This is a genomic window from Micromonospora sp. NBC_00898, from assembly GCF_045207895.1.
In the GTDB taxonomy this organism is placed as follows: Bacteria; Actinomycetota; Actinomycetes; order Mycobacteriales; family Micromonosporaceae; genus Micromonospora.
Map to the genome: position 1 here is coordinate 4,287,279 of NZ_CP108775.1, position 20,617 is coordinate 4,307,895.

The window sequence follows — 20,617 nt, forward strand, 5'->3', positions numbered from 1 at the left end:
TCGCCCCAGTTCGTCGCCGCGGCGCGGGTGGGCGGCGGTGTCCGGGCGCGCGGGGGCACGCGGAGGCGACACCGGCCGACCCGCGGATCGTGTGGTGCTGACCACTCTAGGCGCGTGCGCCACGGTGCGGGAGATCGACTTTCGGACCCGGCCCGACCACGGTCCGCCACCGGCGACGGCGACGGACCGGAGGGTCGTGCGGCGGCGGACCGGACCGTGGTCAGGTGGCGAGCCGGTATCTGCTCAGGCGGCGGACTCCAGCAGCAGCGAGATGCCCTGCCCGACGCCGACGCACATGGTGGCCAGCGCCCGCCGGCCGCCCCGGCGGCGCAGCTCCAGCGCGGCGGTGAGCGCCAGCCGGGCACCGCTGGCCCCCAGCGGGTGGCCGAGGGCGATCGCGCCGCCGTTCGGGTTGACGTGCTCGGCGTCCTCCGGCAGGCCCAGCTCCCGCAGCACCGCCACGGACTGCGCGGCGAACGCCTCGTTCAGCTCGATCACGTCGACCGCGTCCAGCCCGAGGCCGAGCCGGTCGAGCAGCTTACGGGTGGCCGGCACCGGGCCCATCCCCATGATCCGCGGCGGCACGCCGGCCGCGGCGGCGCCGCCGATCCGGGCGAGCGGGGTGAGGCCGTACCGGGACACGGCGGCCTCGGAGGCGACCAGCAGGGCGACCGCTCCGTCGTTGACGCCGGAGGAGTTGCCGGCGGTCACCGTGCCGTCCTCGCGGAACGGGGTGGGCAGCGCGGCGAGCTTCTCCAGCGAGGTCTCCCGGGGGTGCTCGTCGACCTCGACCAGCTTCGTCTCGCGGCGCCCCGCCGGCACGGTCACCGGCACGATCTCCTCGGCGAACCGGCCGTCGGCCTGCGCCTTGGCGGCCCGCTGCTGGGAGCGGTACGCGAACTCGTCCTGGGCGACCCGGTCGATCCCGTGCTCGGCGGCGACGTTCTCCGCCGTCTCCGGCATCGAGTCGATGCCCCAGCCCTTCTTCATCAGCGGGTTGACCAGCCGCCAACCGATGGTGGTGTCGTACACCTCGGCGGCGCGGGAGAAGGGCGTGGTCGCCTTCGGCATGACGAAGGGGGCCCGGCTCATGCTCTCCACGCCGCCGGCGACCACCAGGTCGGCCTCGCCGGCCACGATGGAGCGGGCCGCGATGGCGAGGGCGTCCAGGCCGGAGCCGCACAGCCGGTTGACCGTGCTGCCGGGGACCTCCTCGGGCAGCCCGCCGAGCAGCGCCGCCATCCGGGCCACGTTGCGGTTGTCCTCGCCGGCCTGGTTGGCGCAGCCGAGGAGCACGTCATCGGTGCGGGCCCAGTCCACCGACGGGTGCCGGGCGACCAGTTCGCGGATCACGTGCGCGGCGAGGTCGTCGGGGCGTACCCCGGCGAGGGCGCCGGCGTACCGGCCGATCGGGGTGCGGACTCCGGCCACGAGGTATGCCACGGTCATCGGCGCTGTCCTTCGGGGGTGGGAAGGGGCTGGCGGCGGCGGTCCTCGGATCACGGGGACGCCCGGCGCCAGGATATCCGCGCCCGGAGCCGATAGGTTGACGGCATGGCCCGGGCCCAGTTCAGCGCAGAGACCGCCGGCACCGGCGAGTTCGTCCGCCAGCCCAACCGGTTCACCGGTCGAGTCACCCCGCACTCGACGTCTCCGCCCGGCGGCGGGCCGGACGAGCAGGACCGCTGGCCGCTGGAGGCCGGCCGCTACCGGCTGATCTGGTGCCGGGCCTGCCCGTGGGCGCACCGGGCCCGGATCGTCCGGGGGCTGCTCGGCCTGGACGACGTCATCTCGCTGGGCACGGTCGACCCGATCCGGGACGAACGGGGCTGGCGGTTCGCCCTGGACCCGGACGGCTTCGACCCGGTGCTCGGCATCGGCTATCTCTCCGAGGCGTACCTGGCGACCGACGCGGACTACACCGGCCGGGTGACCGTGCCGGCCCTGGTCGACACGCTCACCGGGCGGGTGGTCACCAACGACTACCCGCAGCTCACCCTGGACTTCTCCACCGAGTGGCGGCGGTTCCACAAGCCGGACGCGCCGGACCTCTACCCGGTGGAGCTGCGCCCGGAGCTGGACGCGCTGATGGCGGAGATCCACCGGGACGTCAACAACGGCGTCTACCGGTGCGGCTTCGCCACCTCGCAGGAGGCGTACGACGAGGCGTACACGGCGCTGTTCGCCCGGTTGGACGCGCTGTCGGAGCGGCTGGCGGGGCGCCGCTACCTGATGGGCGACGCGATCACCGAGGCGGATGTGCGGCTGTTCACCACGCTCGTCCGCTTCGACGTGGCGTACCACGGGCACTTCAAGTGCAACCGGCAGAAGCTGACCGAGATGCCGGTGCTGTGGGCGTACGCCCGGGACCTGTTCCAGACCCCGGGCTTCGGAGACACGGTCGACTTCGACCACATCAAGCGGCACTACTACGGCACACACCGGGAGATCAACCCGACCGGCATCGTGCCGCTCGGCCCGGACCTGTCCGGCTGGGCCACGCCGCACGGGCGTGGCTGACCGGGGCGTCGTCCGGGTCGCCGCCGCGTCGGCCGCCGCCGGCTGCACCCTGGCGGGCGCGGTCGCGGTGACGGTCGCCGTGGTCGCCGGTCCCGGTCCGGGTCCGACCGGGTACGTCAGCGAGGCCGGCGTCACCGACAGCCGGTACGCCGCGGCGTACCGGATCGGGATCTTCGCCCTTGCCGCGGCGCTGCTGCTGCTCGCCGTGGCGCTGCCCACGGCGCTGCGGGTGGCCGCCGGGCTGCTCGCCGCCGGCAGCGTCCTCACCGCACTCTCCGGCGCGGTGACGTGCAGCGCCGGCTGCCCGCTGCCGCCGTTCGAGACGCCCACCGCGGCCGACCTGGTGCACGGCGGCGCGAGCATCGCGGCGACCGCCTCGGTGGTCCTCGCGATGCTGGCCCTGCTGGTCTCCCCGGCGGCGGCCCCGGCGGTGCGTTGGATCGCCGCCCTCGGCGCGGCGCTGGCCCTGCCGCTGTCGGCGGCGATCGCCGTGGCCATGGTGACCGTGGGGCGTGGCGGCCTCGTCGGGGTGCTGGAGCGGCTGCTGTTGACGGTGGCGGTCGGCTGGGGCCTGACCAGCGCCACCGCGCTCGGCCTGGCCCGGCGCGGTCGTGACGAACGGATCACCGTGGTGTGAACCGGTCATGTAAGGATCGTCACGCCGAACGCTCCTTCCAGTCGCGGCCGGGACGGGAGTAGCGTCGGCGGGCGATGACCAATGTCTGGCACCTCACCGTGCGCCTGTATGTCGATCTCCGACTGCAGGCCAGCGGCGTCTGTCCGGCGCAGCCTCGTTCCTGACGCTGCCCCTGACCGACCTCCGACAGACCTTGGACACATCCTCATGGCTTCCGCCTTGCGCAAGATCCCCTTTTCCGTGCAGATCCTGCTCGGCCTCGTGCTCGGCGTGGCGCTGGGTTTCCTCGCCCGCGCCAACGACCTGAGCTGGCTGGCCAGCACCCTCGACACCGTCGGCGGTCTCTTCGTCCAGTTGCTCAAGCTGGCCGTCCCGCCGCTCGTCTTCACCGCCATCGTGGTCAGCGTGGTCAGCCTGCGCGGCGTGGCCAACGCGGCCCGACTGGCGCTGAAGACGCTGCTCTGGTTCGGCCTCACCGCGCTGATCGCGGTGAGCGTCGGCATCGGCCTCGGCCTGCTCACCAACCCCGGCAAGGGCGTCACCCTGGACGTCGCCGGCGCCGCCGCGCCGAAGAAGACCGGCTCCTGGACCGACTTCCTCACCGGCATCGTGCCCACCAACCCGGTCGGCGCGTTCGTCGAGGGCAACGTGCTCCAGATCGTCTTCCTCGCCCTGGTGGTCGGCGCCGCCGCGCTGCTCGTCGGCCAGGCCGCCGAGCCGTTCGTCGAGTTCAACCGCGCCGTGCTCACCATCGTGCAGAAGGCCCTGTGGTGGGTGATCCGGCTCGCCCCGATCGGCACCCTCGGCCTGATCGGCCACGCCGTCGCCTCCTACGGCTGGGACCTGCTGGCCCCGCTCGCGAAGTTCACCACCGCCGTCTACGTCGGCTGCGCGATCGTGCTCGTCGTGGTCTACCCGGTGCTGCTGGTGGCCGCCGGCCGGCTCAACCCGCTGCGGTTCTACGCCGGCGCCTGGCCGGCCATCGAGCTGGCCTTCGTGTCCCGCTCCTCGGTGGGCACCATGCCGGTGACCCAGCGCTCCGTCGAGCGGCTCGGCGTCCCCCGCGAGTACGCCTCCTTCGCCGTCCCGTTCGGCGCCACCACCAAGATGGACGGCTGCGCCGCGATCTACCCGGCCCTGGCGGCGATCTTCGTGGCGCAGGTCTTCGGGGTGCACCTGGGCGTCGGCGACTACCTGCTGATCGCCTTCGTCTCGGTGGTCGGCTCGGCCGCCACCGCCGGCCTGACCGGCGCGATCGTGATGCTCACCCTGACCCTGAGCACGCTGGGCCTGCCGCTGGCCGGCGCCGGCCTGCTGCTGGCGATCGACCCGATCCTGGACATGATCCGCACCGCCACCAACGTGGCCGGTCAGGCGCTGGTGCCGACCATCGTCGCCGCCCGCGAGGGCACCCTGGACCGGGCCGCGTACGACTCCGCCGGCAGCCGCGAGCTGATCGACGCCGAGGAGGCGCGGCCCGCCGACAAGCTGGCTCCCGTCCCCGCCTGAGCCACTGCGGAAAGGGAGGGCCCTCGGGCCCTCCCTTTCCGTGCTTCGAGAGGATCACCGCATGAGTGCCCTGTTCACCCCGCTCGCCCTGCGCGGCGTCACCCTGCCCAACCGGATCGCCATGGCGCCGATGTGCCAGTACAGCGCCGGCCCGGACGGCCTGCCCACCGGCTGGCACCTGGTCCACCTCGGCTCGCGGGCCGTCGGCGGCGCCGGCCTGATCATCACCGAGGCCACCGCCGTGGTCCCCGAGGGCCGGATCAGCCCGCAGGACGTCGGGATCTGGTCCGACGCGCACGTCGACGCCTGGCGGCCGATCACCGCGTTCGTCGCCGGGCAGGGCGCGGTGCCGGCCGTGCAGCTCGCCCACGCCGGGTTCAAGGCGTCCACGTACCGGCCGTGGGCCGACCACCGGGGCGGGGTGCCGGACGCCGAGGGTGGCTGGACGCCGGTCGGCCCGGGTGCCGAGCCGTTCCTGCCGGACTACCGGGAACCCGCCGTCCTGGACCAGGCGGGGATCGCGGCCGTGGTGACCGCGTTCGCCACCGCCGCCGGCCGGGCACTGGACGCCGGCTTCGCCGCGGTGGAGATCCACGCCGCGCACGGCTACCTGCTGCACGAGTTCCTCTCCCCGCTGACCAACCACCGCACGGACGGCTACGGCGGCGACCGGGCGGCGCGGATGCGGCTCACCCTGGAGGTGGCCCGGGCGGTCCGCGCCGTGGTCGGTGAGTCCGTGCCGGTGCTCACCCGGATCTCGGCCACCGACTGGGTCGAGGGTGGCTGGACCGTCGAGGACAGCGTGGTGCTCGCCGGCGAGCTGGCCGCCGTCGGGGTGGACCTGGTCGACGCCTCCTCCGGCGGCGCCTCGGCCGGGGCGAGCATCCCGGTCGGCCCCGGTTACCAGGTCCCGCTGGCGGCCCGGATCCGCCGCGACGCGGGCGTCCTGACCGGTGCGGTCGGCCTGATCGTCGAGCCCGAGCAGGCCGAGCAGATCATCGCCGCCGGCGAGGCCGATCTGGTCCTCCTCGGCCGCGAACTCCTCCGCGACCCCTACTGGCCCCGCCGCGCCGCCGCCAAGCTCACCACCACCCCCCACTGGCCGAACCAGTACACCCGCGCCTTCTGACCCCACCAACGCTGTTGATCATGAGGGGGGATGTTTGCCCGCTTTGCCCCTGCCAACCACATGATCGACGATGCGGGTCAGCCGGCCAGGTGGGACCAGTGGGGTTCCAGGTTCCGCCAGGGGCCCTGGGCGGCGACCTTGCCGTCGATCAGGACCACGACGTGGTCGGCGCGGACCAGGGCGGCCCGCTTGGAGGTCGAGCCGAGCACGGTCACGCCGCGGTTGCGCAGCGCCGCCCAGAGCGCCAGCTCGGTGGTGACGTCCAGCGCGGAGGACACGTCGTCGGCGATCAGCAGCTCGGTACGCGGCGCGAGCGCCCGGGCCAGCGCCAGCCGCTGAAGCTGTCCGCCGGAGAGCCGGGTGCCCTTGTGCCCGATCAGCAGCCCCAGCCCGCCGCCGGCCGCGGCCAGGTCGTGCTCCAGTTGCGCCGTGGACACCGCGTCGGCGGCGTCCACCTCGTGCCCGAGGACGATGTTGTCGGCGACCGTGCCGGAGAGCACCCGGGGCAGCTGACTGACGTACCCGACCTGGCCGGGGCGCAGGAACAGCTCCGGTTCGGTGACCGGATCCCCGTTCCAGCGCAGCGTGCCGGTGTGGTGCACGATGCCGGCGAGGGCCCGCAGCAGCGAGGACTTGCCGGCGCCGACCGGCCCGACGACGAGCACCAGCTGCCCCCGTTCGACGGTCAGGTCGACCTCCCGGACGGCCAGGGTGCCGTCGGAGTGCAGCGCCCCGAAGCCGGTGAGGTCGAGCCGGCGCAGCGGGTGCCGCGGCGGCGGTTCGGGCGCGGGCGCGGTGCCGGCGGCCAGGTCCACTCCCGGCACCGCCGCCGAGTACTCCCCGATCCCGGACATCGCCACGGTTCGCCGGGTCCACACCCGCGCCGACGGGTAGTGCGAGACCAGCGACGCGGTGGTCCACGCGAACCAGCGGGCCGCCCCGAGGGTGGAGACCGCCACCAGCGTGGCGCCGGCGGAGAGCTCCCCGGCCAGGTACAGCGCCCACGCGCCGATCGGCAGCAGGCCGCTGACCAGTGACGGGGTGGACCTCGCCCACACCTGCATGGAGATCTCCCGGCGCTGCCGGTCGCTGCGGACGGTGTCCAGCGTCGCCAGGTGGTCGAGCACCGGGCGGGTGGCGCCGGCGAGTTTCACCGTACGGGCGGCGGAGAGCGAGGAGACCAGGGCGGTCGCGAACGCCGCCCGGGCCTTCACGGTGCCCCCGGCGGTGCGTTCCAGCCGCGGCCCGAACAGCGTCGCCGCCAGCCCGGAGACCAGCATCGTCCCGACGAAGAAGAGCGCCGGCACGACGCTGCCGGTCACCACGGTCATGGTCACCACGATGGCCACCGAGATGAACTGGTCCATCAGGTTGTCGGCGAGCTGCACCACCCGGTCGGTGTCGCCGCCCTGGGCGACCACCTCGGCCGGAGTGTGCCCGCTGACCCGCCGCGCCCCGGTCTGCCCGTGCACCAGCCGCAGGCTGATCCGCAGCAGCTGCCGGATCCACCACTGCGGGAACCACAGGTTGGTCAGGTAGGGCAGCGGCAGGACGACCAGCAGCGCGGCGGCGATGCCCAGCGCCGGCAGCCACGGGTCGCCGCCGCCGACCACATCGGCCCAGAGCCACGGCAGCACCGAGCCGTCCAGGCCGAGCAGGGTCATCACCACGAACAGGCAGACGGAGAGCAAGCCGTACCGCGGGTCGTTGGTGCCCAGCCGCAGGATCTCCCGCATGGTCCGCGCGGGCGGCGCCGGGGGCAGCGGCGGCGGGTCGCTCTTCGGTACGACCGCCGGGGCCGGCCGGGCGGCCCCGACCGGCGCGGATGCCGGCTCGCCGTCGTCCCACGGCTCGTCGGGCCCGGGCAGCAGGTCCACCCCGCCGCGCCCGGCGCCGGCCGAGGCGTACGCGCTGGCGTGGCTGGTCGCCAGCAGCTCGGCGAAGCGTTCCGACTCGCGCAGCGGGCCGGCCTCCAGCACCGCGCCGTCGGCCATCACCACCACCTCGTCGCAGCGGCGCACCGAGGAGAGCCGGTGCGCGATGACGATGCCGATCCGGTCGGCGAGCAGCCGTTCGGTGGCCTGCCGTACCCGGGTCTCGGTGACCGGGTCCAGCCGGGCGGTGGCCTCGTCGAGGATCACCACGTGCGGGTCGCGGACCAGGATCCGGGCGAACGCCACCAGCTGCTCCTGCCCGGCGGAGAGCACGTGCCCGCCCTCGCCGAGCTTCGTGTCCACGCCGTCGGGGAGTTCGGCGATCCAGCCGGTCAGCCCCAGCTCCGCCAGCGCCCGGGTGGCGTCGTCGAGCAGGTCGGGGTCGAAGAGGGCGACGTTCTCGGCGAGGGTGCCGGCCAGGATCTCGGTGCGCTGGGGCACCACCGCGATCCACCGGCGCAGCGCCTCGACGTCGAGGTCGACCAGGTCGGTGTCGCCGAGGAAGACGGTGCCGCGCGGCACGTCCACCGCCCGGGTGAGCACCTTGGCCAGCGTGGACTTGCCCGACCCGGTCCGCCCGACCAGGGCGTACGACCGGCCGCGGGCGAAGGCGAGCCGGATGTCGCGCAGCGCCGGCCCCCGGTCGTCCCCGCCAGACGGGTAGCGGAAGGTGAGCCCGCGCACGGTCAGGTCGCCGTCGGCCGGGGCGGCGCCACCGGCCGGTTCCTGCCGGGATCCGGCGAGCAGTTGCACCCGGGCCCAGGCGCCGAGCGCCTGCTGCAGGTGCGGCACCCAGCGGGCGATGTGCTCGACGGTCGCGCCGAAGGCGAGGGCGAGCAGCCAGATGGCGGTGAGCCGGGCGCCGTCGATCCGGCCGGAGGCGAGCGCCCAGGCGCCGCCGAGCACCACGGCGGCGATGCCGACCCGGACGGCACCGGCGGCGAGGGCGGTGACCCGGGCGGAGAGCCGGAACACCCGGCCGCCGCGGGAGATCACCTCAGCGGCGCGCCGGGCGTAGAGGCGCAGCACGTACGGCCGGGCGAGGCTGGTCCGGACGTCGTCCTGGCCGTGGACGGCCTCCTCCATCACCGCGGCGAGGTCGGACCAGGCCTCCTCCTCGGCCATCCGGGCCGGGGCGATCCGGGCGGTGGGGCGGCGCAGCAGCACGGCGAGCAGGGCGGTCAGCACGACCATCCCGACGCCCGCCGGCCACCAGACGATCAGCGCGCTGGCGGTGGCGAGCAGGCAGACGGCGAGCCCCTGGACGAGCCGGACGCCGGTGTTCCGCATCTCGGCGGCGACCTGGTAGACGTCGTTGTCGATCCGGTCGAGCAACTCGCCGACGGGGGTGGTCTCCAGGGTGGGCAGGTCCTGCCCGAGCGCCACCCGGCACAGCCGGCGGCGGACGTCGGCGGACCAGTCGGCGGTCAGCCCGGCCATCAGCAGCCCGACGGCGAGGTCGGTGAGCACGGCGGCGACGAGCGCCACGGCCAGCGCGGCGAACCAGCCGGCCGAGCGGTGCACCAGCACCGGCCCGGCGAGCGCGGAGGCGGCGGCCTGGCCGCCGGCGCCGAGCAGGATCAGCAGGACGACGACCGCCATCCGGCGCGGTGCGGTGGCCCGGAGATCACGGAGCAGGCGCATGGGACGGTCCTCCGGACTCGGGTGGGCGGGGCGGTGACCACAGCCTCGTCGTCCGGCCGCGACCGCTCAACGCATTTACCGCGCCCCGCTCCGTGACGGCGACCACCGGCCGCCGCCCGCGCTCAGGTCTGGGCGACCCGGCGGACGATGCCGAGTAGCGCCTCCTCCACGTCGGAGATCGGCCGCTCCGGCTGGAAGACCAGCCAGTCCACGGCCACCACCAGCCCGACGCCGAACAGCGCCGAGCTGGCCGTCCGGACGTCGAGATCGGCGGGGAGGTCACCGCTGGCCACGCCGGCCCGGACGGTCTCGGCGATCACCTCGATGGCCTCGTCGCGCAGCAGCCGCAGGGTCTGCTGCCACTCCCGGTTGGTCCGCCACATCTCGGAGAGCAGCAGCTGGGCGAAGGCCCGGTACCGGCGGATGTACTCCAGCTCGGCGCGGACCAGGGCGGCGAGCGCCTCGCGCGGCGGCAGGCCGGCGACGGCGGCCCGGAAGTCGGCGGTGAGCAGCCCGATGCCGTGCCGGAGCAGCTCCTCGAAGAGCACCGTCTTGGACTCGAAGTTGTAGTAGACGGTCCCCTTCGCCACGCCGGCGCGGGCCGCGATGTCGTCGACGGTGGTCGCCGAGAAGCCCTGCTCGGCGATGAGCTCCACCGCCGCCACGAAGAGGCGCTGGCGGGTGTCCTCCCGCCGCCGCGACCGTCCGTCCGTCACGCGCCCTCCCCGTGGACAACCCCGGCCCGGGCCGGAGCCCCGCGTCACCGCCGTCCGGCCCATCAGCATTCTCACATGGCCAGTTCGGGGTGCAGCTTGGCCGGGGTGAGCCGGCGGGAGCGGCGCGTCGCGCCGACGGTGAGCACCAGGGCGCCCACCCCGAACGCGGCGAGCACGAGCGCGCCGGTGACCACCGGTCCGGCGGGCCCGCCGTTGACGGTGTGCCGGAGCCCGGCCACCACGTAGGTCATCGGCAGCCAGGGGTGGACGGCCTGGAAGAAGCCGGGTGAGGTCTGCACCGGGTAGGTGCCTCCGGCGGAGGTGAGCTGAAGCATCAGCAGGGCCAGCGCGGCGAGTCGGCCGGCCGGGCCGAGCGCCGCGCCGAGCAGCTGCATGATCGCGGTGAAGGCGAGCGAGGTCAGCGCCAGCAGGCCGAGGGTGGCCGCCCCGTGGACCGGGTCGAGGCCGAGCACCAGGGTGACCACGGTGAAGAGCACCCCGACCTGGGCCAGCCCGATGGCCGCGGCGGGCAGCCAGCCGGCGAGCGCGACCCGCCAGCCGGACGCGCCGGACATCACGTGCCGCCGATTGACCGGCCGCAGCAGCATGTACGTGATCATCGCGCCGACCCAGAGCGCCAGGGCGAGGAAGTACGGCGCGAAGCCCACGCCGTACGAGCCGGCCGGGTGGTGCGAGTTCCGGATCAGGCCGACCGGATCGCCGAGGATGTCGGCGCGGCTGTCCGCGTCGTGGTACCCGGGCAGCTTCTCCTCCCCGGCGGCCAACCCGTCGGCGAGGTCGCCGGCGCCGCCCTCCAGCTTGGTCAGCCCGTCGGCGAGCCGGTCGCTGCCGCTGCTGAGCTGGGCCAGCCCGCCGTCGAGCTGGCGGGCGCCGGTGGCGAGCCGGTACAGCCCACCGCGGAGCTGGTCCGCGCCGTTCGCGGCGCCGCCCAGCCCGTCGCGCAGCCTGGCGCTGCCGTCGGCGAGGGTGGTGAGTCCGCTGGCGAGCTGGTCGACCTTGGCGCGGGCCGAGGCGACGTCGTCGGCGAGGTGCGGCGCGGCGGCGGCGACCTCGCGGGCGGTCGCGGCGACCTCGGTCATCTGCTTCTTCAGCCCGGCCAGGTCGGTCCTGTCGAGGGTGGCGACGACCGCCCCGGCGGCGGTGACGGCCTTGTCGGCGGCCTGCCGGGCGGCGACGAGGTTCGGGTCGTCGGCCAGCTCGGGGTGGGCCTCGACCAGCGCGTCCAACCGGTCGCGGACCTGCTCCGCCTGGGTCACCACCGCGTCCGCTCTGGCCGGCAGCGCGTCGATGCCGTCGGCGAGCGCCTGCGCGCCCTCGGCGACTGCGGTGGCGGCCCGCTGGATGTCCTGGGCGTTCTTCCGCAGCAGCGGCTCGTACCTGTCGGCGGCGGCGTCCACCCGGGCGGCGGCGGCGCGGGTCTCGGTGGCCGCGCGGTTGGTGCTGTCGGCGATCTGCGCCGCGCCGGTGTAGAGCTGATCGAGCCCGGCGGCCAGCTTGTCGGCGCCCCGCACGGACGTGTCGAGCCCGCCGGCGAGCTGCCCGGCGCCGTCCTCGGCGGTGTCCAGCCCACCGGCGATCTTCCCGGCCCCTTCCTCCGAGGCGCCGAGCCCGTCGTGGATCTTCCCAGCTCCGTCGGCGGCCCGGCCGGTCTCCGCCTTGGCGTCGGTGAACCCGATCAGCATCCTGTCGAAGTACGAGGCGGCGGTGCTCTGCGCGGCGGCGGCCCGGATCTCGCTGAACGCGGAGCGGGCGAGCAGCCCGGACAGGTAGTTGGTGGCGTCGTCGTTGACCACCTTCAGCTCGCCCCGGCGGGCCGGCTGGTCCGGCTCGGGGCCGGCCGCCAGGGTCGCGGAGAAGTCCGCCGGGATGGAGAAGACCAGGTGGTAGCGGCCGCTGCGCAGACCGGCGGTGGCGTCGTCGGAGTCGGTGACGGTCCAGCCGAAGACCTTGCGGTCGATGAGCTCGTCGGTGAGGTCCCGCCCGGCGTGCACCTCGGTGCCGTCGCTGGCCTTCGCCGGCCGGTCGGCGTTGACCAGGGCGACGGGGATGCGGTCCAGGTTCCCGTACGGGTCCCAGAACGCGTAGAGGTAGAGGGCGCCGTAGAGCAGCGGGATGACGGTGAGGACGGCGAGCGCGGCGCGCGGCAGCCGGCCCCGGGTCATCCGGCGCAGCTCGAACAGCGCGAGTCGGACGACGCTCATGCGGTCACCTCGGGGGTCTGGTCGTGGGCCGCCCGGGGGGCGACGAGGGCGGCCGGGGGCAGGGTCAGCTCGGTGCGGGCGGGCAGGGTCGGGTCGCCGATCCGGTGGGTGATCGCGGTGGCGCCGGGCTCGACGGCGCGGGCGCTGGCGATCACGGCGTATCCCTGGTCGGCGAGGCGGGCCAGGGCGGCCTAGATCCACTGCCGTTCGGGGGCGTCGGATCCGGCGTCCACGTCGTCGGCGACGATCAGGTGGGGGCCGCTCAGGCTGGCCAGCACCAGGCCGAGCACCTGCCGCTCGACGGGGGTGAGATCCCGGCCGTACCGGTCGGGGTCGAGCGGGGTGTCGGTGAAGCCGGCGATGGCGGCGGCGAAGGCGTCCCGCCGGTAGGCCCGGCGGGCCCGGACGGCGGCGACCGGGACGAGTTGCCGCCGGCGGCGCGGCACCGGCCCGAGCAGCAGCAGCCGCTCCTGGATGTGCTCGGCGACGGTGAGCGTCGGGTCGGGCTCGTGCACCCCGGCGACCTGGCCGAGCGCGGCCGGTCCCCGGCGGCGCAGCTCCCCCTCGGTGTGTGGGAAGCGGCCGGCCAGGGCGAGCAGCAGGGAGGTGCGCCCGCTGCCGGGCGGCCCGGTCACCGCGTGCAGCTCGCCGGCCTCCGCGGTGAGGTCGACGTCCCGGTACACCCAGCCTCGGCGGGTCCGCAGACCCAGCCCGCTGGCCTCGACGATCTTCATCGCTCTCCGACCTTGTTGCACTGACTAGTCAGTACAAAAACATGGTCAGCATAACGCCGTACGTCCGGTTCGGTGCAATTCAGCGGAGCGTGATCCCGGCCATGCGCTGGTTGCGGCTCAGAAGAGCACGGTGGCGAGCGTGCCGACCGGCCGGAAGCCGCAGCGCTCGTAGACCCGGCGGGCGGGCAGGTTGAAGTCGTTGACGTAGAGGCTGACCGTCGGCGCGACCCGCACCAGCGCGTCCCGGACCACCGCCGCCATCGCCGCCGTGGCGATCCCCCGGCCCCGCCACTCCGGCGCCACCCAGACCCCCTGGACCTGGGCGGTCCGTCGGGTCACCACCGCCAGCTCGGCCTTGAAGACCACCTTGCCGTCGACGAACCGGGCGTACGCGCGGCCCGCGCGGACCAGGTCGGCCACCCGCCGCCGGTACCCGCGCCCGCCGTCGTCGGCCAGCGGCGAGACCCCGACCTCCTCGGTGTACATCGCCACCGCCGCCGGGAAGAGCCGGTCGACCTCGCCGCCGCGCACCCGCCGCACCTCCGGGTCGGCCGCCACCCTGGGCAGCGCGTCCGTGGCCAGCAGCGGCTGGTTCGGGCGTACGTCCCGGGCGGGCCCCCAGTGCGCGGAGAGGCGGTCCCAGAGGCCCAGCACCGCATCCGCCCGCCCGACGATCGACGAGCAGATCCGCTCCTCGGTGCCGAGCTGGTCGGCGAAGGCGGCGACCGCCGACTCGTTGGCGAGCACCGGGGTCAGGTTGCCGCCCAGCCAGCAGATCGACTCCAGGTTGCGCCGGGTGCCGTAGCCGAGGATCCGGCCTTCGGCCCGCCACCAGGCCAGCCCCCGGGCGGCCACCCGCTCGGCCACCTGCGCGCCGGCGAACGGGTCGAGGTCGAGCAGCCGCTCGACCGCGCGGCGCTCCGACTCCCCCAGTTGGCGTACCGGCACCGTCAGCACGGTTACCAGCCTGCCAGATCGGGCCTGCGGCGCGCGGGCCGACCTGATGACCGGGTCAGCCAACCGGAACCGGCGCGACCGCCGGCTCGGCCGGACGGGACCGTCGCGCCCACCCCACCACGGGCGGCACCAGCAGCCCGAGCAGCAGGAACGTTCCGCCCAGCAGCAGCCAGCCCGGCACGCCCCAGCCGACCGCCAGGGTGGTCACCACCACCGGCGCGACCATCCCGCCGAGCTGCATGCCCATCCCGTACGCGCCCTGGTACTGCCCCTGCGCGTGGGCCGGGGCCAGGCCGAAGGAGATGCCCCAGCCCGCCGCCGCGTGCCACAGCTCGCCGATGACGTGCACGAACGCCCCGGCCAGCAGCAGCGCGACGGCGACCGGGGTGGACATTCCACCGCTGGCGGCGAAGAGCGCGCAGGCGACCGCGATGATCGCGCCGGCCCGGCGGGCGGCCCGGGCGGCGCCGGCCAGGTCCTCGGTGCCGCGCGAGGCGCGCACCTGGAAGAGCACCACCATCACCGTGTTGACCAGCATGCAGGCGGAGATGAGCCAGTGCGGGGCGGTGGTGTGCTCGGCGATCCAGAGCGGCAGCGCGATGTTGAGCAACCCGAAGTGCACGGACATCAGCCCGTCGAGCACGGTGAAGGCCAGGAACGGGCGGTCCCGCAGGGCGATCAGCCGCGGGCCGTGCGCGGGCGCCGGGACGGGTGGGACCACCGGCAGCCGGAGCAGGATCGCCGCCGCGACCAGGTACGTCACGCAGTTGAGCAGGATCAGCGCCACGTACCCGGCCCGGGTGTCGGCGGCGATGCCGACCCCGGCGGTCACCGCGCCGACGGAGATCCCGACGTTGGTGACGGCACGCAGGTACGCCCGGGTGCGGACCCGCTGGTCGGCGGGGACGGCTCCGGCGATGAGCGCGCCCCGGGCGCCCCGGCTGGCCGCGTCGGCGACCGCCATCAGCATCCCGACGACGAGGAAGGTCGGGAAGGACCGGACGGCGACCAGAGCGGCGGTGCAGGCGGCGGAGGCGAGCAGCGCGGCGAGCTGGATGCCGCGCGGGCCGTACCGGTCGGCGAGGTAGCCCATCGGGGTGCTGGCGACCAGGCTGACCAGCGCCGTGATGGTGAGGCCGAGGCCGACCTGGGCCACGGTCAGACCGACCGAGCGGGTCAGGAAGAGCGCGCTGACGGTCAGCCAGGTGCCGCGGCCGACGGTGTTGACCAGGGTGGACAGGGCGAGGGTCCGGGCCGGGCCCGGTTCGGGAAGCAGGCGCACGCCGGGCAGCCTAACAAGACGTACGTACGGTTTTCTGTCCCGTCCCACATTCGCCTTGTCGCCGATGCATTGCCGATATATCGTCGATGCATCAGCGACACTACGAGCGAAGGAGAGTCCGATGGGATTCCACGGACGGATGCACGCGATGCACGAGGCGCGGATGCGCGGCTTCGGCTTCCCCCCGTTCCCGCCCGGCCCGCCGTTCCCCCCGGGACCGCACGGTCACGGCGGGCGGGGCGGCCGGGGCGGTCGCGGCCGGGGGCGGCGGCCCAACGTGCGGGGCGCCGTGCTGGCCCTGCTCACCGAGCGGCCGATGCACGGCTACGAGATGATCCAGGAGATCGACTCCCGCACCGGCGGGGCCTGGCGGCCCAGCCCCGGCTCGATCTACCCCACCCTCCAACTGCTGGAGGACGAGGGCGTCATCGTCGCCACCGACGGATCGGGCGGCGGGCGGAAGCGGTTCACCCTCACCGACCAGGGGCGCGCGGAGGCCACCGAGGCGGCGCAGACCCCACCGTGGGCGGAGTTCGCCGAGAACACGGTCAACAGTTGGCACGACATCCGGGACGCCGGCGCACAGGCGATGAACGCGCTGCGCCAGGTGATGATGACCGGCACCGACGACCAGCGCGAACGGGCCGCCCAGGTGCTCGACGAGACCCGGCGCAAGCTCTACGCCATCCTCGCCGAATCCGAGTGAGCAGCTCACCCGCGTACGCGGAAAGGGCGGCCATCCCCACGGGGACGGCCGCCCTTTCCGACGGTGCGTCGGGACGTCAGTGCACGGTGACCCGGGGGCCGGGGACCATGTCGCGGAGCTCCTCGGGGATCTCGGCGCCCATCTCGTCGGCGATCCGCAGCGCCTCCTCGATCAGCGTCTCGACGATCTGCGCCTCCGGGACGGTTTTGACGACCTGGCCCTTGACGAAGATCTGCCCCTTGCCGTTGCCGGAGGCGACGCCGAGGTCGGCCTCGCGGGCCTCACCCGGGCCGTTCACCACGCAGCCCATCACGGCGACCCGCAGCGGCACCGGCAGCCCCTCCAGGCCGGCGGTGACCTCCTCGGCCAGCTTGTAGACGTCGACCTGGGCGCGGCCACAGGACGGGCAGGAGACGATCTCCAGGCCCCGCTCGCGCAGGCCCAGCGACTCCAGGATCTGGTTGCCGACCTTGATCTCCTCGACCGGCGGGGCGGAGAGCGAGACCCGGATCGTGTCGCCGATCCCCTCGGCCAGCAGCGCGCCGAAGGCCACCGCCGACTTGATGGTGCCCTGGAACGCCGGGCCGGCCTCGGTCACGCCCAGGTGCAGCGGGTAGTCGCACTGCTCGGCGAGCTGGCGGTACGCCCGGATCATCACCACCGGGTCGTTGTGCTTCACCGAGATCTTGATGTCCCGGAAGCCGTGCTCCTCGAAGAGCGAGCACTCCCAGAGCGCCGACTCGACCAGCGCCTCGGCGGTGGCCTTGCCGTACTTGGCGAGCAGTCGCTTGTCCAGCGAGCCGGCGTTGACGCCGATCCGGATCGGCACGCCCGCGTCGCCGGCCGCCTTGGCGATCTCCTTCACCTTGTCGTCGAACTGGCGGATGTTGCCCGGGTTGACCCGGACCGCCGCGCAGCCCGCGTCGATCGCCGCGAAGACGTACTTCGGCTGGAAGTGGATGTCGGCGATCACCGGGATCTGCGACTTCTTCGCGATCGCCGGCAGCGCCTCCACGTCGTCCTGCGACGGCACGGCCACCCGGACGATCTGACAGCCCGAGGCGGTCAGCTCGGCGATCTGCTGGAGCGTGGCGTTGACGTCGGCGGTCAGGGTGGTGGTCATGGACTGCACCGAGACCGGCGCACCCCCACCGACCGGTACCGAGCCGACCATGATCTGGCGGCTGGCCCGACGCGGGGCGAGCGGCGGCGGCGGTACGGGGGGCATACCGAGACTGACAGCGGTCACTTCAGGCACTCACCTTGGGAAGAGCGTGATCGGGTTGACGACGTCCGCGGCGACGGTCAGCAGCGTGAACACGCCACCGATCAGGATCACCGCGTACGTGAGGGGCATGAGCTTGAGGTAGTCGACGCGGCCCGGGTCGGGGCGGCCGATCCGGGCGTACGCCCAGGAGCGGGCCCGTTCGAACCAGGCGATGGCGATGTGGCCGCCGTCCAGCGGGAGCAGCGGCAGCAGGTTGAACACGCCGATGAAGAAGTTCAGCGAGACGAAGAGCATGAAGAAGATCAGCCAGGCGTTGTTCTCCACCGCCTCGCCGCCGAGCCGGCTGGCGCCGACCACGCTGATCGGGGTGTCCACGTCCCGCTCGCCGCCGGTGATGGCGGTCCACAGGGCGGGGACCTTCTGCGGGATGCGCTGCATGGCCTGCGCCGTCTGCACCGCCATGCTGCCGGTGAAGTCGGCGGTCGCGCCGAGCGCGCCGACCGGCCCGTACGTCAGTCGGGCGGGGGTGCTGGGCTGGAGGGCGACGCCGAGCGCGGAGACCGCGGCGGTGGCGCCCTTGGGGTCGTCCAGCGGCGGGCGCTGCACGGCCGCCAGGTCGACGGTGGCGGTGGCCGGAGTGCCGTCGCGGACGTACTCGACGGTGGCGGTGCCCGGCTTGGTGCCGCGCACCACGTCCAGCATGTCGCCCCAACTGCTCACCGGCCGGCCGTTGACGGCGGTGATCCGGTCGCCGTCGCGGAGCTGGGCCTTCGACGCCGGGCTGGCCGGGTCGCCGGGCTGGCAGGCACGGTTGGCGCTCTCCACCACCACGCAGGGGGCGAGGGAGACGACCGCCGGCTGGGCCCGGAACTCCTTCTCGGTGCTGGGGAAGTCCGGGTTGGGCAGGCCGGCCGACATCGCGATGATCCAGAGCGCGACGAGGGCCAGCGCGAAGTGGGTGATCGAGCCCGCGGACATCACGATCGTCCGCTTCCACACCGGGTAGCGCCACATCGCCCGCGGCTCGTCGGCCGGGTCGACGTCGTCGTCCTGCGGTGTCATCCCGACGATCTTGCAGAAGCCGCCGAGCGGGATGCCCTTGACGCCGTACTCGGTCTCCCCCCGCTTGAACGACCACAGCGTCGGGCCGAAGCCGACGAAGTACCGCGTGACCTTCATCCCGAAAGCCTTGGCGGTGAGCATGTGCCCCGCCTCGTGCAGGCTCACCGAGATGAGGATCGCCAGGGCGAATGCCACCACCCCGAGCAGAAATGCCATCAGGCTCCTTCCACCGACGCCGCGATGATCTCCTGGGCGTGCGCCCGTGCCCACGACTCGGCGGCGAGCACGTCCTCGACGGTACCTGGTTCGGCGAAGTCGGGAGCGTCCTCCAGCACCCGCTCGAGGGTGTCGACGATGCCGAGGAACGGCAGCCGCCCGGCGACGAAGGCCGCGACGCACTCCTCGTTGGCCGCGTTGTAGATCGCCGGCCGGCAGCGGCCGGCCTCGCCGGCGGCCTTGGCCAGCGCCACGGCCGGGAACGCGGCGTCGTCCAGCGGGAAGAACTCCCAGGTGTGGGCCTTCGTCCAGTCGACCGCGGTGGCGGCCCCGGGCACCCGGTCCGGCCAGCCCAGCGCTACCGCGATCGGCAGCCGCATGTCGGGCGGGCTGGCCTGGGCGATCGTGGAACCGTCGACGAACTCGACCATCGAGTGGATCACCGAAGTCGGGTGGACCACCACCTCGATGTCCGCGTAGGGCACGTCGAACAGCTCGTGCGCCTCGATCACCTCCAACGCCTTGTTCACCATCGTGGCGGAGTTGATCGTGATGACCTGGCCCATGTTCCAGGTGGGGTGGGCCAACGCCTGTTCCGGGGTCACCTCGGTCAGCTCGTCCCGCCGCCGGCCGCGGAACGGACCGCCGCTGGCGGTCACGATCAGGCGCCGCACCTCGGCCGGGGAGCCGGAGCGCAGGCACTGGGCGAGCGCCGTGTGCTCGGAGTCGACCGGGACGATCTGCCCCGGCCGCGTCGCCGCGGCCTTCACCAGGCGGCCGCCGGCGACGAGGGACTCCTTGTTGGCCAGGGCGAGGGTACGACCGGCGCGCAGCGCCGCCAGGGTCGGCGCCAACCCCAGCGAGCCGACCACTCCGTTGAGCACGATGTCGCAGGGCCACTGGGCCAGCTCGGTCATCGCGTCCGGCCCGGCCACGATCTTGGGCAGCTTGAAGTCGCCGGCGGCCCAGCCGCGCCGGCTCGCCTCGGCGTAGAAGGCGAGCTGGAGGTCCTGCGCGGCGGACGCCTTGGCCACCCCGACCGCCTCGACGCCGAGTTCGAGCGCCTGGGCGGCGAGCAGCTCGACGTTGCCGCCGCCGGCGCCGAGCGCGACCACCCGGAACCGGTCCGGGTTGCGCCGGACGATGTCGATGGCCTGGGTACCGATCGAGCCGGTGGACCCGAGCAGGACGAGGTCACGGGGAGAGGTCACCCGGCCATTCTTCCCCAGGCGTCCTGAACGCCCGCTGGGAGCCTCACTCCGCGGTGTCCGGCTCCACCGACGGCGCTTCCTCGTCGAGCAGATCGGCCGGGTCGACCGAGAACTCGAACGGCTGCCGCATGACGAAGGTGGTGCCGGCGGCTGCGGCGGAGAGCGCCTGGTACTCCCCCTCGACCAGCTCGTGGAGGGCCAGCGCAGGAACCCGGTTACGCAGGTCGACCCGGAGGAAGAAGGGAACCCCGGCCGCGGCGTACTCGCGACGCCGGTCGATCACACCGCTGCGGTGGTCGGCCGGCGACACGATCTCGCCGAGCAGGACCGCCGATGAGATGTCAATCGCCGTTCGACCGCCACCCGGAGTGCGCAACATGGCGAGATCCGGGATAAATAGATCATCCCCAGGGATGACATTGACCGAGGGGTAAGCCCACACGCGAGCCGATCGTCCCGCCTGCCGGAGGCGATAGGCGAGCTCCCGTTGCACCACCCGCCGGTCGGGCCCGCATCCGGGCGTGACCACGACGCAGCCACGCAGCACCTCCACGCGCGGGCCGTGTTCTCCGGCAACAGGTCGAGCGCTGCTCGTGCGGTCCACGCGTCGTCACGCCGACCCAACGATGCGGCCCGGTGGGCGCCTCATCGTCGGCAACTTCCATCCGCGCAACGTGACCAAGGCGCTGATGGACCACGTGCTGGACTGGCGGCTCGTCCACCGGACTGAGGAGGACCTGGACCGGCTCTTCCAGGCATCGGCCTTCGGACGCCCGACCACCCGCGTGATGTACGAGCCCGAATCGATCAACCTGTTGGCCAAGTGTGTCAAAGACTGATGCGCCGGCCTGTCCCGCGTCAAGAACCTGGCTCAAGATTACGGTCATGCCCAGGGTGGATGAGATAGAGC

Annotated in this window: 18 protein-coding genes; 6 read left to right on the top strand and 12 right to left on the bottom strand. The window is 73.9% G+C overall.

What is annotated here, in order from left to right; genetic code table 11:
- Positions 1–243: 243 nt before the first annotated feature.
- On the bottom strand, positions 244–1,449 hold the full coding sequence (gene pcaF, locus OG799_RS20800) for a 3-oxoadipyl-CoA thiolase (protein WP_406036828.1): 1,206 nt from the start codon (positions 1,447–1,449) through the stop codon (positions 244–246).
- A gap of 105 nt (positions 1,450–1,554) precedes the next feature.
- On the opposite strand from pcaF, the gene OG799_RS20805 reads away from it, so the two are divergent.
- The 4 genes from OG799_RS20805 to OG799_RS20820 all read left to right on the top strand — a co-directional run bounded on the left by OG799_RS20805 (position 1,555) and on the right by OG799_RS20820 (position 5,795).
- Positions 1,555–2,520, top strand: a complete 966-nt coding sequence (locus tag OG799_RS20805; protein ID WP_406036829.1) for a glutathione S-transferase family protein — start codon at positions 1,555–1,557, stop codon at positions 2,518–2,520.
- Positions 2,513–3,157, top strand: a complete 645-nt coding sequence (locus OG799_RS20810; protein ID WP_406036830.1) for a DUF998 domain-containing protein — start codon at positions 2,513–2,515, stop codon at positions 3,155–3,157. Before OG799_RS20805 ends, OG799_RS20810 begins: the two co-directional genes overlap by 8 nt.
- Before the next feature lie 219 nt (positions 3,158–3,376).
- A complete protein-coding gene (locus OG799_RS20815) occupies positions 3,377–4,666 on the top strand; it encodes a dicarboxylate/amino acid:cation symporter (protein ID WP_406046356.1) in 1,290 nt (429 codons plus the stop codon).
- Between the two features lie 61 nt (positions 4,667–4,727).
- Positions 4,728–5,795 carry an NADH:flavin oxidoreductase/NADH oxidase gene (locus tag OG799_RS20820; protein WP_406036831.1) on the top strand — a complete coding sequence of 356 codons (1,068 nt, stop codon included), beginning with the start codon at positions 4,728–4,730 and terminating at the stop codon, positions 5,793–5,795.
- Between the two features lie 77 nt (positions 5,796–5,872).
- Here the strand turns inward: OG799_RS20820 and OG799_RS20825 are convergent, their stop codons facing one another.
- The 7 genes from OG799_RS20825 to OG799_RS20855 all read right to left on the bottom strand — a co-directional run bounded on the left by OG799_RS20825 (position 5,873) and on the right by OG799_RS20855 (position 15,284).
- On the bottom strand, positions 5,873–9,373 hold the full coding sequence (locus OG799_RS20825; RefSeq protein ID WP_406036832.1) for an ATP-binding cassette domain-containing protein: 3,501 nt from the start codon (positions 9,371–9,373) through the stop codon (positions 5,873–5,875).
- Positions 9,374–9,495: 122 nt separating this feature from the next.
- Complete coding sequence (locus OG799_RS20830; protein ID WP_406036833.1) at positions 9,496–10,089, bottom strand: TetR/AcrR family transcriptional regulator; 594 nt, start codon at positions 10,087–10,089, stop codon at positions 9,496–9,498.
- Positions 10,090–10,160: 71 nt separating this feature from the next.
- Positions 10,161–12,311: a YhgE/Pip family protein gene (locus tag OG799_RS20835; RefSeq protein WP_406036834.1), complete on the bottom strand. Its 2,151-nt coding sequence runs from the start codon at positions 12,309–12,311 to the stop codon at positions 10,161–10,163.
- The gene (locus tag OG799_RS20840; protein WP_406036835.1) at positions 12,308–12,466 is read right to left on the bottom strand and encodes a hypothetical protein; all 159 of its coding nucleotides are present in this window, start codon (positions 12,464–12,466) and stop codon (positions 12,308–12,310) included. Before OG799_RS20840 ends, OG799_RS20835 begins: the two co-directional genes overlap by 4 nt.
- 36 nt (positions 12,467–12,502) lie before the next feature.
- A complete protein-coding gene (locus OG799_RS20845; RefSeq protein WP_406036836.1) occupies positions 12,503–13,045 on the bottom strand; it encodes an ATP-binding cassette domain-containing protein in 543 nt (180 codons plus the stop codon).
- A gap of 117 nt (positions 13,046–13,162) precedes the next feature.
- Entirely contained in the window at positions 13,163–14,002 is an 840-nt protein-coding gene (locus OG799_RS20850; protein WP_406036837.1) for a GNAT family N-acetyltransferase, read from the bottom strand.
- 55 nt (positions 14,003–14,057) lie between these two features.
- Entirely contained in the window at positions 14,058–15,284 is a 1,227-nt protein-coding gene (locus tag OG799_RS20855) for an MFS transporter (protein WP_406036838.1), read from the bottom strand.
- Between the two features lie 121 nt (positions 15,285–15,405).
- Between OG799_RS20855 and OG799_RS20860 the strand changes: the two genes are divergently transcribed.
- Positions 15,406–15,990 carry a PadR family transcriptional regulator gene (locus OG799_RS20860; protein ID WP_406036839.1) on the top strand — a complete coding sequence of 195 codons (585 nt, stop codon included), beginning with the start codon at positions 15,406–15,408 and terminating at the stop codon, positions 15,988–15,990.
- Between the two features lie 76 nt (positions 15,991–16,066).
- Here OG799_RS20860 and ispG read toward each other — a convergent pair whose 3' ends face one another.
- The 4 genes from ispG to OG799_RS20880 are packed head-to-tail and all read right to left on the bottom strand — an operon-like array spanning position 16,067 to position 20,311.
- A complete protein-coding gene (gene ispG, locus OG799_RS20865; protein ID WP_406036840.1) occupies positions 16,067–17,239 on the bottom strand; it encodes a flavodoxin-dependent (E)-4-hydroxy-3-methylbut-2-enyl-diphosphate synthase in 1,173 nt (390 codons plus the stop codon).
- Positions 17,240–17,248: 9 nt separating this feature from the next.
- Positions 17,249–18,496, bottom strand: coding sequence for a M50 family metallopeptidase (locus tag OG799_RS20870; RefSeq protein WP_406036841.1), 1,248 nt, complete (start codon positions 18,494–18,496; stop codon positions 17,249–17,251).
- Positions 18,496–19,707 (bottom strand): 1-deoxy-D-xylulose-5-phosphate reductoisomerase, encoded by a 1,212-nt coding sequence (gene dxr, locus OG799_RS20875; protein WP_406036842.1) that lies wholly within the window; start codon positions 19,705–19,707, stop codon positions 18,496–18,498. Before dxr ends, OG799_RS20870 begins: the two co-directional genes overlap by 1 nt.
- 43 nt (positions 19,708–19,750) lie before the next feature.
- Positions 19,751–20,311 carry a Uma2 family endonuclease gene (locus OG799_RS20880; protein ID WP_406036843.1) on the bottom strand — a complete coding sequence of 187 codons (561 nt, stop codon included), beginning with the start codon at positions 20,309–20,311 and terminating at the stop codon, positions 19,751–19,753.
- 70 nt (positions 20,312–20,381) lie between these two features.
- Here OG799_RS20880 and OG799_RS20885 point away from each other — a divergent pair, with 70 nt between their 5' ends.
- The gene (locus OG799_RS20885; protein WP_406036844.1) at positions 20,382–20,546 is read left to right on the top strand and encodes a hypothetical protein; all 165 of its coding nucleotides are present in this window, start codon (positions 20,382–20,384) and stop codon (positions 20,544–20,546) included.
- Positions 20,547–20,617 lie beyond the last annotated feature (71 nt).

Bases quoted from the DNA above. Each gene is read 5' to 3' on its own strand.
- pcaF (WP_406036828.1), bottom strand. From the start codon at position 1,449: ATGACCGTGGCATACCTCGTGGCCGGAGTCCGCACCCCGATCGGCCGG.
- OG799_RS20825 (WP_406036832.1), bottom strand. From the start codon at position 9,373: ATGCGCCTGCTCCGTGATCTCCGGGCCACCGCACCGCGCCGGATGGCG.
- OG799_RS20820 (WP_406036831.1), top strand. From the start codon at position 4,728: ATGAGTGCCCTGTTCACCCCGCTCGCCCTGCGCGGCGTCACCCTGCCC.
- OG799_RS20860 (WP_406036839.1), top strand. From the start codon at position 15,406: ATGGGATTCCACGGACGGATGCACGCGATGCACGAGGCGCGGATGCGC.
- OG799_RS20845 (WP_406036836.1), bottom strand. From the start codon at position 13,045: ATGAAGATCGTCGAGGCCAGCGGGCTGGGTCTGCGGACCCGCCGAGGC.
- OG799_RS20835 (WP_406036834.1), bottom strand. From the start codon at position 12,311: ATGAGCGTCGTCCGACTCGCGCTGTTCGAGCTGCGCCGGATGACCCGG.
- OG799_RS20870 (WP_406036841.1), bottom strand. From the start codon at position 18,496: ATGGCATTTCTGCTCGGGGTGGTGGCATTCGCCCTGGCGATCCTCATC.
- OG799_RS20805 (WP_406036829.1), top strand. From the start codon at position 1,555: ATGGCCCGGGCCCAGTTCAGCGCAGAGACCGCCGGCACCGGCGAGTTC.